At 64.9% G+C, this 16460-nt stretch carries 15 protein-coding genes; 1 reads left to right on the top strand and 14 read right to left on the bottom strand.

From position 1 onward, the window contains the following. Nucleotides 1-3: 3 nt before the first annotated feature. From DNK59_RS05825 to DNK59_RS05815, 3 genes are read right to left on the bottom strand one after another with little or no spacing between them, the layout of a single operon-like run. A complete protein-coding gene (locus DNK59_RS05825) occupies nt 4-3084 on the bottom strand; it encodes an efflux RND transporter permease subunit (protein ID WP_110722571.1) in 3081 nt (1026 codons plus the stop codon). Continuing rightward, nucleotides 3081-4151 carry an efflux RND transporter periplasmic adaptor subunit gene (locus tag DNK59_RS05820; protein WP_092318564.1) on the bottom strand — a complete coding sequence of 357 codons (1071 nt, stop codon included), beginning with the start codon at nt 4149-4151 and terminating at the stop codon, nt 3081-3083. Before DNK59_RS05820 ends, DNK59_RS05825 begins: the two co-directional genes overlap by 4 nt. Further along, entirely contained in the window at nt 4148-5242 is a 1095-nt protein-coding gene (locus DNK59_RS05815) for an efflux RND transporter periplasmic adaptor subunit (RefSeq protein WP_110722570.1), read from the bottom strand. The genes DNK59_RS05820 and DNK59_RS05815 overlap by 4 nt, the downstream gene beginning before the upstream one ends. A 262-nt stretch (nt 5243-5504) precedes the next feature. Here DNK59_RS05815 and DNK59_RS05810 point away from each other — a divergent pair, with 262 nt between their 5' ends. After that, nucleotides 5505-6701, top strand: coding sequence for an AAA family ATPase (locus tag DNK59_RS05810; RefSeq protein ID WP_110722569.1), 1197 nt, complete (start codon nt 5505-5507; stop codon nt 6699-6701). A gap of 41 nt (nt 6702-6742) precedes the next feature. Here the strand turns inward: DNK59_RS05810 and DNK59_RS05805 are convergent, their stop codons facing one another. From DNK59_RS05805 to DNK59_RS05755, 11 genes are all read right to left on the bottom strand, one after another. Further along, a complete protein-coding gene (locus DNK59_RS05805; protein ID WP_110722568.1) occupies nt 6743-7627 on the bottom strand; it encodes a transporter substrate-binding domain-containing protein in 885 nt (294 codons plus the stop codon). After that, nucleotides 7624-8406, bottom strand: a complete 783-nt coding sequence (locus DNK59_RS05800; protein WP_110722567.1) for an amino acid ABC transporter ATP-binding protein — start codon at nt 8404-8406, stop codon at nt 7624-7626. Before DNK59_RS05800 ends, DNK59_RS05805 begins: the two co-directional genes overlap by 4 nt. Then, nucleotides 8403-9062: an amino acid ABC transporter permease gene (locus tag DNK59_RS05795; RefSeq protein ID WP_011058612.1), complete on the bottom strand. Its 660-nt coding sequence runs from the start codon at nt 9060-9062 to the stop codon at nt 8403-8405. Before DNK59_RS05795 ends, DNK59_RS05800 begins: the two co-directional genes overlap by 4 nt. Next, nucleotides 9043-9708 carry an amino acid ABC transporter permease gene (locus tag DNK59_RS05790; RefSeq protein ID WP_092318554.1) on the bottom strand — a complete coding sequence of 222 codons (666 nt, stop codon included), beginning with the start codon at nt 9706-9708 and terminating at the stop codon, nt 9043-9045. The genes DNK59_RS05795 and DNK59_RS05790 overlap by 20 nt, the downstream gene beginning before the upstream one ends. Nucleotides 9709-10160: 452 nt before the next feature. After that, nucleotides 10161-10943: a MetQ/NlpA family ABC transporter substrate-binding protein gene (locus DNK59_RS05785; RefSeq protein WP_110722566.1), complete on the bottom strand. Its 783-nt coding sequence runs from the start codon at nt 10941-10943 to the stop codon at nt 10161-10163. Between the two features lie 301 nt (nt 10944-11244). Then, entirely contained in the window at nt 11245-12177 is a 933-nt protein-coding gene (locus DNK59_RS05780; RefSeq protein WP_110722565.1) for a sigma 54-interacting transcriptional regulator, read from the bottom strand. Nucleotides 12178-12235: 58 nt separating this feature from the next. Then, nucleotides 12236-12817, bottom strand: a complete 582-nt coding sequence (locus DNK59_RS05775; RefSeq protein ID WP_110722564.1) for an alpha/beta hydrolase — start codon at nt 12815-12817, stop codon at nt 12236-12238. A gap of 330 nt (nt 12818-13147) precedes the next feature. Further along, complete coding sequence (locus tag DNK59_RS05770) at nt 13148-13549, bottom strand: biopolymer transporter ExbD (protein WP_110722563.1); 402 nt, start codon at nt 13547-13549, stop codon at nt 13148-13150. A 1-nt stretch (nt 13550) separates the two neighbouring features. Continuing rightward, on the bottom strand, nt 13551-14276 hold the full coding sequence (locus tag DNK59_RS05765) for a MotA/TolQ/ExbB proton channel family protein (protein ID WP_092318546.1): 726 nt from the start codon (nt 14274-14276) through the stop codon (nt 13551-13553). A 55-nt stretch (nt 14277-14331) separates the two neighbouring features. Further along, entirely contained in the window at nt 14332-15147 is an 816-nt protein-coding gene (locus DNK59_RS05760) for an energy transducer TonB (RefSeq protein ID WP_110722562.1), read from the bottom strand. 393 nt (nt 15148-15540) lie between these two features. Further along, nucleotides 15541-16413 (bottom strand): LysR substrate-binding domain-containing protein, encoded by an 873-nt coding sequence (locus DNK59_RS05755; protein ID WP_110722715.1) that lies wholly within the window; start codon nt 16411-16413, stop codon nt 15541-15543. Nucleotides 16414-16460 lie beyond the last annotated feature (47 nt).

Below are 16460 nucleotides of genomic sequence, written 5' to 3'. Positions count from 1 at the left end.
CGCCTACATGGCCGTGGGGCGGGGGGTGTCTTGGCTAGGCTCCTTGATTTTGTACCAGGCCACGTACAGCGCCGGGAGGAACAGCAGGGTGAGCAAGGTGGCAACGATGATGCCGCCGATCATGGCGTAGGCCATCGGCCCCCAGAACACTTCCCGGGCAATCGGGATCATCCCCAGGCTGGCCGCCGCGGCAGTCAGCAGGATCGGCCGGCGGCGGGGGGGGGTCGCTTCCAGCACCGCGTCCCAGGGGTGATAGCCGTCGCGCTCGTATTCGTCGATCTGGGTCACCAGGATCACCGAGTTGCGGATGATGATGCCGATCAGCGCGAGGATCCCGAGGATCGCCACAAAGCCCATGGGCGTGCCGGTGGGCACCAGGGCCAGGACCACGCCAATCAGCCCAAGGGGCGCGACGCTGGCCACCAGGAACAGCTTCTGCACGCTGTGCAGCTGGATCATCAGGAAGGTCGCCATGAGGAACAGCATCAGCGGCACCACCTTGGCGATCGGGCCCTGGGCCTTGCCGCTTTCCTCCACGGTGCCGCCGGTGGCCACCGAATAACCGGCGGGCAGGCTGGCGGCGAAGCGCTCGATGCTCGGCTTGAGTTGCTTGACCAGGTCGGTGGGCTGGATCGCGTCGCGCACCGCGGCCTTGATGGTGATGGTCGGCTTGCGGTCGCGGCGCCACACCAGCGGCTGCTCCAGCTCGTAGCCCACGGTGGCAAAAGCCAGCAGCGGAATCGACGTGCCATTGGGGGTGACGATCTGCAGGTTCTGCAGGGTTTCCGGGGAGCCGCGTTCATTGTCGTCGGCGCGGCCGACCACGTTGATCAGATAGATGTCGTCATGCACCTGGGTCACGGTGGAACCGCTGACGATGCTGTTCATCAGCCGCGCCACATCCTCCGATGACAGCCCGAGCTGCCGCGCCTTGTCCTGGGCGATGTCGATGCGCAGCACTTTGCCGGGCTCGTTCCAGTCGTAGATGATCTCGCCGATGTGCGGGTTCCGGTCCAGCTCGGTGGCCAGGTCGATGGCGTGCTTGCGCACCTGGTCGATGTCCTTGCCGCTGACCCGGTACTGGATCGGCCGCCCCACCGGCGGGCCCATTTCCAGGGCCTGCACGTTGCTGCCGATGCCGACGAAGTCTTCGCGCAGGCGTTTGCGCAAGCGCTCGCTCAGGGCCTCGCGCTGCTCCAGGCCCTTGCTGACGATCACCAGCTGGGCGTAGTAGGGGTTCTGCAACTGCTGGTCCAGGGGCAGGTAGAACCGGATCGCGCCCTCGCCGATGTAGGTGCTCCAGCGCTCGATGTCCGGGTCGTCCTTGAGGGTCGCTTCCAACCGGTCGACGGCCTTGCGGGTCTCGTTGATCGAGGCGTTCTGCGGCAGGTTGAGGTCCACCAGGATCTCCGGCCGGTCGGATGACGGGAAGAACTGGTTCTGCACGAAGCGCATGCCGAACACCGAAGCCACGAACAGCAGCACGGTGATGCCGATCGCCCACCAGCGGTTGCGCATGGCCCACAGCAGGCCGCCATTGAAGGCCCGACCGACGCGCCCCGGCTCCTCGGAGTGAGGTTTGACCTCGGTGCTGAGGATGTGGATGCCGATCACCGGGGCGAACAGCACCGCGACGATCCACGACACCAGCATGGCCACGGCGATCACCGCGAACAGGGTGAAGGTGTACTCGCCGGCGGAGCTGGCGTTGAGGCCGATGGGCACGAAGCCGGCCACGGTCACCAGGGTCCCGGTGAGCATCGGGAATGCGGTGGAGGTGTAGGCGAAGGTCGCGGCTTGCTCCTTGCTCTCGCCCTTCTCCAGACGCGTGACCATCATTTCCACGGTGATCATGGCGTCGTCCACCAACAGCCCGAGGGCGATGATCAGCGCCCCCAGGGAGATCCGCTGCATGGTGATGCCGCTGTACTCCATGAACACGAAGACCATGGCCAGCACCAGCGGGATCGAACACGCCACCACCAGCCCGGCGCGCATCCCGAGGCTGACGAAGCTCACCACCAGGACGATGATCACCGCTTCGAACAGGGCGCTGGTGAAACCGCCCACCGCTTCCTGCACCACCTCGGCCTGATCCGACACTTTGTGCACGCCGATGCCGATCGGCAGGTCGGCGGTCAGCTCATTCATGCGCGCATGCAGGGCCTTGCCGAAGTCCTGGATATTGCCGCCCTTCTTCATGGCAATCGCCAGGCCGATGGCCGGCTGGCCATTGAAGCGGAACAGCGGTGTGGCAGGGTCGACGTAGCCGCGGCTGATATCGGCGATGTCGGCCAGGCGATAGAAGCGGTCATTGAGCCGCAGGTTGACCGTGGCCAGGTCCTTCTCTGAGGCGAACTGCCCGGAAGTGCGCACCGAAATCCGCTCCGGCCCGGCCTCGATCACCCCGGCCGGGGTCACCGCGTTCTGCGCTTGCAGGCTTTGCAGGACCTGGCGCTGGTCGATGCCCAGGGCCGCCAGCTTGCGGGTGGAGAAGTTCAGGTAGATGACTTCGTCCTGCTCACCGACCATCTCTACCTTGCCCAGGTTCGGCACTTCGCGGATCTCGGCGCGCACCTGTTCCACGTAGTCGCGCAGCTGGCGCATGCTCAGGCCGTCGGCGGTGAAGGCGTAGATCGAACCGAACACATCGCCGAACTCATCGTTGAAACCCGGCCCCTGCAAGCCCTGGGGAAAGTCGCCGCGAATGTCGTTGATCTTCTTGCGCACCTGGTACCAGATCTCCGGAATGTCCTTGCCGGCGGTGGTATCGCGCAGGTTGACGAACACCGTCGACTCGCCGGGGCGGGTGTAGCTTTTCACATAGTCCAGCGAATCCAGCTCTTCGAGTTTCTTCTCGATGCGGTCGGTGACCTGCTTCAGGGTTTCTTCCTGGGTCGCGCCGGGCCAGCGGGTCTGGATCACCATGGTCTTGATGGTGAAGGACGGGTCTTCCTCACGCCCCAGGTTCAGGTAGGAAAACACCCCCATCAGCAGCGCGACGAACATCAGGTACCAGACGAAGGACTGATGCCTGATCGCCCATTCGGAGAGGTTGAAGCTTGCTTTGCTGGCAGGCGTCATTGCGCGCGATCCTCGTCGATTTTGACTTTCTGCCCCGGCTTGAGGCTGTTGACCCCGGCACTGACCACCCGCTCACCGGGCTTGACGCCCTGGCCGATCAGCGCCGAATCGCCGTCGCGGCTGAGCACCTTGATTGCACGCGGGGCGACGGTCTGGCTCTGCGGATCGATGACCCAGATCCGGGTCTGGCCATCCACCTCTTGCAGGGCGCTCAGGGGCAACTCGGTGCGCGGTTCGATGGCCGAGCTCAGGGTCACGCTGATGGCGGTGCCCAGGCGGAAAGCCTCGGGGGTGTCCTTGAGGGTCAGGCGCGCGCGTCGGGTGCGGGTCGCGCTCTGGGCCTGAGGCTCGATCTCGCGCACCGTGGCGGTGGTGCTGATGCTCGGGTCCAGTTGCGCGGCGACCTTGAATTCCACGTCCGTCGGCAGTTGGTCCACCAGGGTCGCCGGCAGGTCGATCACCGCTTCCTTGATCTCCGGCCGGGCCAGGGTCACCACCTGCTGGCCGGCCGTCACCACCTGCCCGGCTTCGGCGTTCCAGGCAGTGACCACGCCCCCGTGATCACTGTGCAGCTGGCTGTAGTTGAGCTGATCCTGAGCCTGGCGCACCGCGGCCTTGGCCTGGTCCAGGGCGGCGCCAGTGGTCTTCAGGTCGGTCTGGGCGATGTCCAGTTGCGCCTGGGCGCCGACGCCACGGTCGAACAGTTCCTGCTGGCGTCGGGCATTGGCCTGGGCGTTGATCCATTGCGCCTCGACCTTGGCCAGGTCGCCCTGGGCGGCCCGCAGCTGGTTCTGCTGGTCGGTGGGATCGAGGGTCGCCAGCAGGTCACCGGGGCCGACTTCGGCGCCGACATCGACCGTGCGGTTGGCGATGCGCCCCGGCACCCGGAAGCCCAGGTTGGTTTCATAACGGGCCTGGATGTTGCCGGCAAAGCGCCCCAGGCTTTCCTCGGACTGCGCCACCACCCGGATCGACAGCACCGGACGCACCGGCGCAGGCGCCGCCTCTTCCTTGGAACAGCCCGATAGCAGGACGGCGGCGCACAACAATGGCAGCAGGCGCTTCATGGTTGCGCTCCCTGATCGTCGCCGCTGGCGGCAATCTCCACCCTCATCCCCGGATGCAACAACTGCCCACCCGCCACCACCACCTTATCGCCGCCCTTGAGGCCATCACTGATGATCACCTTGCCGGTCAGGTAACGCCCGACCTTGACGTTGTGCAGCACCGTCTTGCCGTCTTCGCCCACCAGCCACACCGCCGGTTCGCTGAGATTCTTGGTCAACGCCGACCAGGGCAGCACCACGCTGGCCTTGCCCTTGGCCCGGGCAGTGGCACTGACCACCGAGCCCAGGTCCATGCCCGCCGGCAGTGCATCGAGCACCACCTTGACCTGCACCGTGCCGCTCTGGGCCGAGACCACCGGGGTCACTTCGCGAACCTTGCCGGTGGTGGTGACCGCGGGGTTGTCCAGCAGGCTGATGTGGATGGTTGCCTGGCCCGACGGCTGCATCAACAGCGACTCGTAGACGTTGAACACCGCGTCGCGCTCCCCGTCCCGAGCCAGGCTGAAGATCGGCATGGTGGCCTGCACCACCTGGCCGACTTCGGCCTGGCGCGCGGTGATCACCCCCGGCGCCTCGGCCACCAGTTCGGTGTAGCCCAGCTGTTCGCGGGCATTGGCCAGTTGCGCCTGGGCCGCGCTCAAGGCGCTCTGGCTGCTGCGCAGGGCGGCCTGGGCCGAGTCGTATTCGCTCTGGCTGGTGTAGCCCTTGGGCAAGAGTTTCTGCTGGCGGACAAAGGCCGCGCTGGCCTGCTTGACCCGGGCCTGCTCGGCGAACACCGAGGCGGCGGCGGAGTCGACCTGGGTCTGCAAGTCCTTCGGGTCGAGCCTGGCCAGTACCTGCTGCGCGCTGACCCGGTCGCCGACATCCACCAGACGCTGGATGATCTTGCCGCCGACGCGGAACGACAGCTCGGTCTGCACCCGGGCCTGGATGTCGCCGGTGAGGGTTACCGAAGGCGCGAAATCGCTGCGCTGCACCGACTGGATTCGCACCCGCGGGCGCTCCTTCTCGGTCGGCTTTTCCGCCCCGCAGCCACCGAGCAGAGCCAGCAGGCTCAGCCCCACTATCCACCTCGATTTGAGACCGGCCATGCAGGCTCCTTGTGCTTGTTCGTCGCGTCAGTGACGTTACGACTGTGAGCGTAGAACAGGGTTCAACCCTTGCACGCGGCTCTTGTGAAGCAGGCCCAGAAGACGAAGGCGCGGCCTCCTGCGCGACCCGGAGCGCAGCTGTTGCCAGAGCCTTTGGCACGCTCTGACCAGGCAAGCGCAACAGCGGTTTCGAGGGCGGCGGGGAGCAAGCCGCCTCCCGACAAATCAGGCACACTGCGCGCCACGCAACAGGAGACTCGACATGCTCAAGACCCTGGCGGTGGCCAATTACCGCTCCATCAACACACTGGTGATGCCCTTAGGCAGACTGAACCTGATCACCGGCGCCAACGGCAGCGGCAAGTCCAACCTGTACCGCGCCCTGCGCCTGCTGGCGGAGACGGCCCAGGGCGGGGTGGTCAATGCCCTGGCCAAGGAAGGCGGATTGGATTCGACCTTCTGGGCCGGGCCGGAACAGATCAGCCGGCGCATGCGCCAGGGCGAGGTGCCGATCCAGGGCGGGCCGCGCAAGGCCGCCAGACGCCTGCAACTGGGCTTTGCCGGTGAAGACTTCGGGTACGCGATCAGCCTGGGGCTGCCGGATTCCAGCGGTCATTTCATGTTGCCCGGGCACAGCTTGCCGATTGCCTCGCGCTTCACCCTCGACCCGTGGATCAAGCGCGAGAGCATCTGGGGCGGGCCCCTGTATCGCACGGCCAGTGCCCTGGTGGACCGCCAGGGCCCGATGATACGAGCCCGCGCGGGCCGCCAGTGGGAAGTGCTGGCGCAGCATACGAGCAGCGGCGACAGCCTGTTCGACCGGGTGGGCAACCTGAGCTCATCGCCCGAGGTTCTGCATCTGCGCGAGCAGATCCGTGGCTGGCGTTTTTATGACCACTTGCGCACCGACAGCCAGGCTCCCGCGCGCCGACCACAACTGGGCACCCGCACCCCGGTGCTGCACCACGATGGCCGGGACCTGGCCGCCGCGTTGCAGACCATTATCGAGGTGGGCGATCAGCAGGCATTGCACGAGAGCATCAGCGACGCCTTCCCGGATTCGCGGCTGGAGATCGATGCCGTTCCGGGGGGCTTGTTCGGCGTGCAACTGCACCAGGAAGGCTTGTTGCGGCCGCTATCGGCAGCGGAACTGTCGGACGGCACCTTGCGCTACCTGCTGCTGGTAGCGGCCCTGCTGACCCCGCGTCCGCCGAGCCTGATGGTGCTCAACGAACCGGAAACCAGCCTGCACCCGGACCTGCTGCCGGCGTTGGCGCGCCTGATCATTCGCGCCTCGCAGCAGTGCCAGGTGTGGGTGGTGTCCCACGCCCGGCGCCTGATCGCGGCCCTGCAGGAAGACCCCGAATGCAACTGCATCGTGCTGGAGAAAGAGCTGGGCCAGACCGGCATCGTCGGCCAGCGCCCGCTGGACGAACCGGCATGGTACTGGCCGGACTGAAAATCGCGCCTCCCAGACCCTGTAGCCGCCAGCGGTACGTCTCAACCCTGCCATTTGCCGCCTTCGACAATCACGCTCTCAGGCTTGGTGTCGTCGCTCAGTTCCTTGCGCACGTACTGGTCATACAGCTTGAGCAGGTATTTCTCTTCGCCCAGCTTGGCCAGTTCGGCATTCACCCAATCGCGCAGTTCGAGGTTGCCCTTCTTCACCGCCGGGGCAATCGGCGCCTGTTCGCCCAAAGTCTGCGGCAGCACGCGGTAGCCAGGGTTCTGCTTGGACCAGCTGAACAGGATCAGGTTGTCCTGGGCATAGGCATCGCCGCGACCATTGGCCAGGGCTTGCAGGGATTCGGTGTTCTTCTCGAACTTGAGCAGTTTCCAGTCCGGGTGATTCTGGGTCAGCCACAGGTCGGCGGTGGTGCCGGTGGTGACGATGGTGGTGCGGGTCGCCAGGTCATCCAGGCTCTTCACCGCGCTGCCCTCGGGCACCAGGGCCTGCACCGCCACCTTGAGGTTGGGGTTGGTGAACTCCACCGCCTGCTTGCGCTCCGGGGTCACGGTCATGTTGGCCAGGATCAGGTCGACCTTGTCGCTCTGCAGGAAGGGAATGCGGCTGGCCGGTTCCACGGCGACGAACTCCACCTTGTTCTCGTCCCCCAGCAGGTCCTTGGCGAACTGGCGGCCGATGTCGGTATCGAAGCCCACGTAGCGCCCGGTTTCATCGACGAAACCGAACGGCGGCTTGTCGGTGAACACGCCGACGATCAGCTTGTCCCGGGCCTTGATCTTGTCCAGGTAACCGGCCGCCGGCGCGGCGCTGGCAGCGCTGGCCGCCGGCTTGGGCGCATCATTGGATTTATCGCAGCCGGCCAGCAGGGCCAGACCGAAAAGCGGCAGTAACAACAGCGAAGACTTGGCAGTTTTCATAAGAGCTCCGGTTCCTTTTTAGGGGCTTTCTTGGGCAGTGCTTCAACGAAGGAGAACTTCTCCAGGAACTGCTGCGCGCGTGCGCTCTGCGGGTTCGTGAAGAAAGCCTCGGGGGTGTTCTGTTCCACGATGCGCCCGCCATCCATGAACACGATGCGGTCGGCCACGGCCCGGGCGAAGGCCATTTCGTGGGTGACGATCAACAGGGTCATGCCGTCCCGGGCCAGGCCCTGGATCACTTGCAACACCTCCTTGACCATTTCCGGATCAAGGGCCGCGGTGACCTCGTCGAACAGCATCACCTGGGGGTTCATGCACAGCGAGCGGACGATGGCGATGCGTTGCTGCTGGCCACCGGACAGCTGCCGGGGAAAGGCCTCGCGCTTGTCCAGAAGGCCTACCCGCTCCAGCAGCGCTTCGGCCTGGGCCCGGGCTTCGCGGGGCTCGCGCTGTTGCACCTTGAGCGGCCCCAGGAGGATGTTGTCCAGCACGTTCATGTGCGGGAACAGGTGGTAGCTCTGGAACACCATGCCGATCTGCTGGCGCACCTGGCGCCAGTCGGTGGCGGGGCCGAGCAGCTCGCGCCCGGCAAAACGCAGGTGCCCGCTGTGGGCCGTTTCCAGGCCGTTGAGGCAGCGCAGCAAGGTGCTCTTGCCGCAGCCGCTGGGGCCGAGGATGACGATCACCTCCCCCGCCGCCACGCAGAGGTCGACCTCCTTGAGCACCTGCTGCGGGCCGAAGAACTTGTTGAAACCCTGGAACTCGATCAATGCGCTCATGCTTGCGTCCAGCGCCGCTCCAGCACGCGGGAGGCGGCCGACAGCGGGTAGCAGATAAAGAAGAAAAACAGGAACAGCACGCCGTAGATCAGCACCGATTCATAGGTGCGCTCGATGATCTGCTGGCCGACCTTGATCACATCCACCACGCCGATCAGCACCGCCAGGGAGCTGGTCTTGATGATCCGCGTGTAGACGTTGATGGTCGGTGGCGTCATGCGTTTCAGCGCCTGGGGCAGCAACACGTAGCCGTACAGTTGGGCCCCGGACAGACCGATGGACAGGCCGGCTTCACGCTGGCCCCGAGGCAGCGACTGCAACGCGCCGCGCACCACCTCGCCAACCTCGCTGGCGCCCCACAGCGACAGCACCAGCACCGCGCAGGTGAAGCTGGGAATGCTCAGGCCGAAGAAGATCGGAAAGCCGAAGAACAACAGGTACAGCCAGACCAGCACCGGAATCGCCCGGAACAGCTCCAGGTAGATCCGCAGCGGCACGTCCAGCACCTTGCGTTGCAGGCTGCGCAACACGCCGTAGAGCACCCCGCCCAAGGTGCTGAAGGCAATGCTCAACAGGGAAATCGACAAGGTCTGCGCGGCGCCCCGGGCCAGTTGCGGCAGGGACACCAGCAACAGCTCAAGACCCGAACTGGCCATGTTGCAACCTCCTTTCCAGACGGCTGAGCAACAGCGACAGCGGCAAGAACAGCAGCACGCAGATCAGGGTCAGCACCGCGAGCATTTCATAGGTCTTGTAGTACAGGGCGATGTAGCTCTTGGTGGTGTAGAGAATCTCCGGCACCGCCACCGCCGAAACCACGGTGGTTTCCTTGAGCAGGAAAATGAAATTGGCGAACAGCGACGGCAGGCTGAGGATCCCGGCCTGAGGCAGGATCACGTAGCGCAGCAGTTGCCACTGCGACAGGCCGATGGAGCGGCCCGATTCCAGCTGCGCCTGGGGCACGGCTTCGACCCCGGCGCGCAGCACTTCGGTGAGGTAGGCACCGCCAAGGAAGGTCATGGTGATGATCGCCGCGGCGAAACCGGAAACCTTGATGCCCAGGGCCGGCAAGGCGAAATAGACGAAGAACAGCTGGATCAGCAGCGGTGTGTTGCGCGCCAGCTCCACGTACAGGCCAATCAGCCGCCGCAGGTAAGGGGTGCGAAACACCAGGATGGTGGCGTTGATCAGGGCTACCAGCAAGGAAGTGCCGATGGCGATCAGGCCGACCTGCAGGGTCACCCCCACGGCTTTGAGAAAGGCCGGCAGGGTGCTGAGGATAAAAGCGTAATCGAGGGTCATTGAAAGTCCTGGACGCCGCTGGGGTACAGCGGCGGTGGTGCAGTCCGTGGGGCAGTGGGTAACCGCCCGGCTGCCGCGACTTTATAGCTATAAAAAGCAGAATTTAAATACCGTTACGGCATATTGATATCACTCAAAAACCTAACCCGCGGATTTGCCGGGCTGGCGCCGAGCAACTACCTTTTCTGCCCTTGAGCCTGACCAGGACAATCACCATGGCCGACGCGAAGACCCCGCAACCGCTGGATCCCCATGAGCTGGTGAAATGGCTGACGGCCTTGCGCCGGGCCCTCCAAGCCACCGCCAAAAGCGCTCCACTGTAGGGACTGGCAAGCGGAACGCCGCCCGGCCGGCTCCTGCCGCTTGCGCGGGCGCAATAAAAAACGCCGACGCTGTGCTAGCCGTCGGCGTTCAAACCTTGAAGGGGTTTATCGGGTCAGTAGCCTAGTTCATCAGAACGCTGGCAATACCGCGCCGTTGTACTTCTTCTCGATGAAGGCTTTCACCTCGGGGCTGGTCAGGGCCTTGGCCAGCTTCTGGATCGCCGCGCTGTCCTTGTTGTCCGGACGCGCCACCAGGTAGTTCACATAAGGCGAATCGGCACCTTCGATCACCAGCGCATCCTTGGCCGGGTTCAGGCCGGCTTCCAGGGCGTAGTTGGTGTTGATCATGTCCAGGTCAACCTGATCCAGGACCCGCGGCAGCATGGCCGACTCCAGTTCCTTGAACTTGAAGTTGTGCGGGTTCTTGGCGATGTCCTTGGGCGTGGACACGGCGTTCTTCGGATCCTTGAGCTCGATCAGCCCGGCCTTCTGCAGCAGGATCAGGGCCCGGCCGCTGTTGCTGCCTTCGTTGGGGATGGCGATGGTGGCGCCGTCTTTCAGCTCGGCCAGGGACTTGACCTTCTTCGAGTAGCCGCCGAAGGGTTCGACGTGCACACCGATCACGGTTTCCAGGTGCGTGCCCTTGCCTTCGTTGAAGTTATTCAGGTACGGCAGGGTCTGGAAGTAGTTGGCGTCCAGACGCTTCTGATCGACCTGCACGTTGGGTTGTACGTAGTCGGTGAAGACCTTGATTTCCAGGTCCACGCCTTCCTTGGCCAGGGTGGGCTTGATCAGCTCGAGAATCTCGGCGTGGGGCACCGGAGTCGCGGCGACCACCAGCTTCTCGGCGGCCTGGGCAATACCGGCGCTCAGGGCTGCCGCCAGTGCGGTGAACAACAGAACTTTTTTCATGCAAGGTCCTTAGGGGTCGGAATCGCCGACGGCTTCAAATAGGGAACTGATTGAGGTGCCAGTGATGTGCCACTGCTGGCGTGAAGCGGACAATACCGAGATTTTTTATTCCCTAAAAATATCTTTTATTCACGTTCATATTCCATTTTGTTCATACAGCAACCCAAGGCTCTGGCCTGCGACCTCCCGTCTGCCGGGCCAACCTGCGTAGGAGCCGGCTTGCCAGCGAACAGGCCCTCAGCCTTGCATCGCTCTGGCGCACGCCTTCGCTGGCAAGCCAGTGCCTACGATGGCCGGGGTTTCAGGTCAGGGCGGTGCGTTGCAACAACTGTTGCAACGCCTGGCGCTCGGCGGCGGACCCGCTGTCGCCGATCTGCCGCAGCAGTTGCTCGATCTGCTCCAGGGGCGAAGGCGCCGACGGCAGGTTGAGGTGCTCCGGCAGGATCTCTTCGCCACTACTGACCAGCAGCGCAAAGTGAATGACGTTCTCCAGCTCGCGGGTATTGCCCGGCCAGCTATGGCGCTCCAGGGCCTGCTGCGCGGCTTCGCTGATCAGCGGCACCGACAGGTCCAGGCGCTGGCTGTAAATGCCCAGGAAGTACTCGGCCAGGGACTCGATGTCCCCCACTCGCTCGCGCAGCGCCGGCAATTCCAGCTGGCCCTCGCTGAGGTAGCGATACAGGCGCTCATGGAACTTGCCCGCCGCCACCGCCTGGGCCAGGTCGATGCTGGTGGCCGCCACCAGGCGCACGTCCACCGGGCTCGGCTGCTGGGCGCCGACCCGGGTCACTTCGTGGTTCTCCAGGGCCGCCAGCAGCTTGGTCTGGATCGGCAACGGCAGATCGCCGATCTCGTCCAGGTACAGGGTCCCGCCATTGGCCGAGCCGAACCAGCCGGCGCGGCTGCTGGCCGAGCCACTGAAGCTGCCGGCGGCATAGCCGAACAGTTCGGCGTCGGCGTAGGTCGGGCTGATGGCGCCGCAGTTGACCGAGACGAACAGGCCACTGCGATCGCTGGCGCGGTGAATATGCCGGGCCAGCAGTTCCTTGCCGGTGCCGGTTTCGCCACGGATCAGCACCGACACCGCGCGCGGCGCCAGTTGCTCCAGTTCTTCACGCAGTTGCCGCGAACGCGGGTCGACGAACACCAGCGCCTTGGCGCGGATGCTCAGGGGGCTTTTTTCCGCATCGGGAAAGGTCAGCAACGGCTGGCCGAAAGGGGTGTGAGGACTCATGGCAGACTCCCGCCCCAGGCCGCCTGGGGACGGGGGCGCTTAAACAGGAAAAGGACGATCAGGCACGACGCCGCGCGTGTTGCTCCATGCGGTTCTGCAGACGGTAGAGATAGGCGAAGCCCTGCTCCCAGCGCTGGTGGCCGGACTTGACGTTGATATGCCCGGCACCGGCCAGGATCCCGGCCTCGGCGCCCCAGTCGCGGGCCAGCTGCAGAGCCCGCGGGGCACTCACGGCGCTGTCGTTGTCCGAGCCGACCACCTGGCTGGGGAACGGCAGCAGGTCCCGAGGGATGGGCGCGAAATTGCGCAGGGCCGGGGCACAGGCCGGGCGCTCGACGTCCGCCGGAGCCACCAGCAGCGCGCCACGCACCTGACGCAGGGCGGCCAGAGGCGCCCGCGCTGCCCAATGGGCCACGGTGATGCAGCCCAGGCTGTGGGCAATCAGGATTACCGGGGTGTCGTCGGCGGCGATGGCTTCGGCCAGGGCCGCCACCCAGTCCTCGCGGCGCGGCGTCAGCCAATCGGCCTGCTCCACCCGCGCACTGTTGGGCAGGCTGTTCTGCCAATGGGTTTGCCAATGATCTTCTGGCGATCCTTGCCAGCCCGGCACAATCAAGTAGCGAATGGATTCGTTGCGCATGGGGAACTCTCCTGCTGCGTGTCTGTTCCCGAACGAGTATAGGGAGGGGATTTATATTCGTTAAGGAATAAGAAGCTATTTATTAATACCTTAAACGAATATAAAACATCCCCTGCCCTCCGTAGGAGCCGGCTTGCCGGCGAAGAGGCCATCAGCTCTTGCGCAACCTTGAGGACGCCTTCGCTGGCAAGCCAGCTCCTACAGTTGGCGCGATTGCGGGGGTGTTCTCGCCGGCGAAGGGGGCTCTGCGGGGGCTTTTTCGTCAGGCAAAAAAAAGGCCGCACCCTGCCAAGGAGACGGCCTGAAAAGTCGTGGCTTTGTTGCTCGGTGTCAGCGTGCGGTAATCACCGAAAGCTTGGTGATGCCCGCACGCTCGATGGACGCCATGGCACGGGCCACTTCGCCGTAGTTGACGCCATCGTCGGCCTGCAGCTGGACCCGCACTTGCGGGTCCTTGGCCTTGGCCGCTTGCAAGTTGGTTTCCAGCAGGTCCGGCTGGATCTGGTCCTTGTTGATAAAGAGTTTGCCGGTGCCGTCGATGCTCACCACCAGCGGGTCCTTCTGCTCCACCGGGGCCACGGCCTCGGTCTTGGGCAGGTTGATCGGAATGGCGTTGGTCAGCAGCGGCGCGGTGACGATGAACACCACCAGCAGCACCAGCATCACGTCCACCAACGGGGTGACGTTGATCTCGCTCAGCACTTCATCGCTGTCTTGGGTGGAGAAGGCCATGTCAGGAGGCCTCCTTGACTTTCTGCTGGCCGCCCTGGGCCGCCACCTTGTGCGCGCTCGGGTGGATCAGCACGCGAAACGAGCTCTTCTGCGCCAGGCTGTAGAAGTCGTGGGCGAAGTCGTCGAGGTCCGCGGCGGTGAGCTTCAGGCGCCGCAGGAAGTAGTTGTAGACCAGCACCGCCGGCACCGCGACGGCGATCCCCACGCCGGTGGCCACCAGCGCCGCGCCGATCGGGCCGGCCACGGTTTCCAGGCTCGCCGAGCCGGCGGCGCTGATGCCTTTCAGGGCTTCCATGATCCCCCACACGGTGCCGAACAGGCCGATGAAGGGCGAGGTGCTGCCGATACTGGCGACCACCGCCAGGCCGGTTTCCAGGGAGCGGCGTTCCCGCACGATCTGCTGGCGCAAGGCGCGTTCGAGGCGGTCCTGATGATTGATCGCCTGGCTCAGGTCCGCCGCATGCGGCGCGTCGCCGACCTGGATCGCCGCATAGCCGGCCTGGGCCACCCGGGCCGCCGCGCCGGGCGCGGTTTCACTCAGGGCGGCGGCGGAGTCGAGGCTGGAAGCGGCCCAGAATTGATTGTGAAACTTGCGATCCTGGGACTTGAGGCGGGCGAACTGCACGCCCTTGACCAAAGCCAGGCCCCAAGTGGCGACGGAGAAGACCACCAACAGCCAGATCACCGCGCTTTCGATGGATTCCAGTGGAGATGCCAGTAACGTCATGATGTGTTCCCTCTGTGTAAGCGTTTAGCGCGCGTTATTTGATCGGCCTTGCGGCTCAATGAATCTTGAAGTCGATGGGTACGCTGACCCAGCCGTCCTGGGCCACGTCACCCTGCTTGGCGGGGACGAAGCTCCAGCGCTTGACCGCGGCCAGGGCCGCATCGTCGAGTTGCTGGCGACCGCTGCTCTTCTGGATCTGGATCTCCCCCGGCTTGCCGCTGGCCAGCACGTGCACCCGCAGCAGCACCGTGCCTTCCCAGCCCCGGCGCTGGGCCAGTGACGGGTATTCCGGTGCCGGGTTCTTCAGGTACGCGGCGCTGGCCGAAGCCGGGGTCACGGGGGCCGGTGGCGCGGGCGCTGCCGGGGCGGCTACTGGCGCTGCAGGTTGCGGCGCCGCCGGCGTCTGCTGCACCGGCTTGGGCGCGGGTTTCGGCTCGGGCTTGGGCACCGGTTTGGGCTTGGGTTTGGGCACCGGCTTGGGCGGTGGCGGCTTGACCGCCAGCTCGTCCTCCACCGGAGGCGGCGGCTCCACCACGGGCTGTACCGGCACAGGCGGAGGCGGAGGCGGCTCCACCACGGGCGGCGCCGGGTGGGAGAATTCGATGGTCATGGGCGGAATCTCCGGCGGCACGATGGGCAGCACCGGGGTCGGCTTCTGGCTCAACCAGTAGATCACTGCACCGTGCAATACCAGGGCCGCAACGCCCAGGAGGATCGCCTCACGACGACGCAATACTCCCTTGGGCGTGCGTTGCAGACGCAATTGGCCCAGCGGCGAGCGGTGAGGCCGGCCGAGGTCGACCAACTCGCCGCTCGGTGCCTGGCGCCACAGCACCTCGTGTGCACTGGCGGCGGTCTGGACATTGCCCATGGATTCACTCCCTACGATCTTTTTGAAAAGCCCGGCACCGGCGTTTGAACAACCCCCACACAACGGTGCCGCGGGCTCAATGATCGGCGCCCCGCGCTTATCTCTTAAAGTAATCTTTCAAGTTATATATAGATCGAAAGGGAATATTTGATTGACCGGAAATACCCCAGCCCCCGTGATTCAAGGGCTGCAGCCAAGAGGGGAAAACGCCATGCCTTGCAGGCATCGAAAATATTCCCGCAAAGCATCGAAACAGAGCGGTCAGTACAGAAAAACAAGCGGCTCCAAGCGCACTCGCCGCGGACTTCAATAGCCACACACGTGGGCAATAACCGATTTGCCAGCCATCGCCCGCCACCGGCGCTCTTCAAGCCATGACCGAAACAAAAGCACTTATAACTTCCCGGTGTTTTCAACTTGCGGCTTGACGCTGGCCACTGCCCTCAACTGCTCTTGTAATGCCTTGCCGGCCCGACTCAGGCCACTGCCGGCGTACAGCGCCAGGCGCACGCCCTGGATATCCGGCAGGCCGCTGGCGGCGTCGAGCAGCCGATGGCCCTTGCCCAGCACCCGCACCGGCAACAGGCTGATGCCCAGACCCGCCGCCACCGCCGAGCAGACACTGGCCAGGCTGGCGCTGGAATAGGCGATGCGCCACGGCCAGCCGCCGACCTCCAGGTGGTGAAGCATTTCCTGGCGATACAACCCGCCCACCGGAAAAGCCACCAGCGGCAGCGGATCGCGGCCCAAGGCCGGCTGGTGCAAGCTGTCGACCCAGCACAAAGGCTCGGGCCAGGACTCCAGGCAGTCGTCGCTGTGGCCCATCTGCTTGACCAGCAACAGATCGAATTCGCCACGGCGGAACTGGCGCAGCAGCTCCGGCCCCAGGCCGCAGGTGACCTCCAGGCGCACCGCCGGGTAGTCCAGGCCAAAGCGCGAAAGCATCGGCATCAGGCGCTCGGCGGCGAAGTCTTCCGGCACACCCAGGCGCAGCACCTCCTCGCCGCGCTGGTTGAGCAGCACATCACAGGCTTCTTCATGCAGCGCCAGGATGCGCCGGGCATAAGCCAGCAGGCGCTCGCCCTCCACCGTGGCCACCACCCGGCGCTGGTCGCGATCGAGCAACTGACAGCCCAGGCTCTCTTCCAGGCGCCGCACCTGCTGACTCACGGTGGACTGGGTCAGGTGCAGGCGCTCGGCGGCGCGGGTGAAGTTCTGGCTGTCGGCCACCGCGACAAAACTGCGAAGCAACACGGGGTCCAGCATGTTCACTCACCATCCTCAATGCCACTGATTGGCATGGTTATATTTAA

The sequence above is a fragment of the Pseudomonas sp. TKO26 genome (assembly GCF_003225665.1).
In the GTDB taxonomy this organism is placed as follows: domain Bacteria; phylum Pseudomonadota; class Gammaproteobacteria; order Pseudomonadales; family Pseudomonadaceae; genus Aquipseudomonas; species Aquipseudomonas saponiphila.
The sequence above is the reverse complement of the archived record's forward strand: the minus strand, read 5'-3'. Positions and strand labels throughout refer to the sequence as shown.

Bases quoted from the DNA above. Each gene is read 5' to 3' on its own strand.
- DNK59_RS05825 (WP_110722571.1), bottom strand. From the start codon at position 3,084: ATGACGCCTGCCAGCAAAGCAAGCTTCAACCTCTCCGAATGGGCGATC.
- DNK59_RS05820 (WP_092318564.1), bottom strand. From the start codon at position 4,151: ATGAAGCGCCTGCTGCCATTGTTGTGCGCCGCCGTCCTGCTATCGGGC.
- DNK59_RS05815 (WP_110722570.1), bottom strand. From the start codon at position 5,242: ATGGCCGGTCTCAAATCGAGGTGGATAGTGGGGCTGAGCCTGCTGGCT.
- DNK59_RS05810 (WP_110722569.1), top strand. From the start codon at position 5,505: ATGCTCAAGACCCTGGCGGTGGCCAATTACCGCTCCATCAACACACTG.
- DNK59_RS05805 (WP_110722568.1), bottom strand. From the start codon at position 7,627: ATGAAAACTGCCAAGTCTTCGCTGTTGTTACTGCCGCTTTTCGGTCTG.
- DNK59_RS05800 (WP_110722567.1), bottom strand. From the start codon at position 8,406: ATGAGCGCATTGATCGAGTTCCAGGGTTTCAACAAGTTCTTCGGCCCG.
- DNK59_RS05795 (WP_011058612.1), bottom strand. From the start codon at position 9,062: ATGGCCAGTTCGGGTCTTGAGCTGTTGCTGGTGTCCCTGCCGCAACTG.
- DNK59_RS05790 (WP_092318554.1), bottom strand. From the start codon at position 9,708: ATGACCCTCGATTACGCTTTTATCCTCAGCACCCTGCCGGCCTTTCTC.
- DNK59_RS05785 (WP_110722566.1), bottom strand. From the start codon at position 10,943: ATGAAAAAAGTTCTGTTGTTCACCGCACTGGCGGCAGCCCTGAGCGCC.
- DNK59_RS05780 (WP_110722565.1), bottom strand. From the start codon at position 12,177: ATGAGTCCTCACACCCCTTTCGGCCAGCCGTTGCTGACCTTTCCCGAT.
- DNK59_RS05775 (WP_110722564.1), bottom strand. From the start codon at position 12,817: ATGCGCAACGAATCCATTCGCTACTTGATTGTGCCGGGCTGGCAAGGA.
- DNK59_RS05770 (WP_110722563.1), bottom strand. From the start codon at position 13,549: ATGGCCTTCTCCACCCAAGACAGCGATGAAGTGCTGAGCGAGATCAAC.
- DNK59_RS05765 (WP_092318546.1), bottom strand. From the start codon at position 14,276: ATGACGTTACTGGCATCTCCACTGGAATCCATCGAAAGCGCGGTGATC.
- DNK59_RS05760 (WP_110722562.1), bottom strand. From the start codon at position 15,147: ATGGGCAATGTCCAGACCGCCGCCAGTGCACACGAGGTGCTGTGGCGC.
- DNK59_RS05755 (WP_110722715.1), bottom strand. From the start codon at position 16,413: ATGCTGGACCCCGTGTTGCTTCGCAGTTTTGTCGCGGTGGCCGACAGC.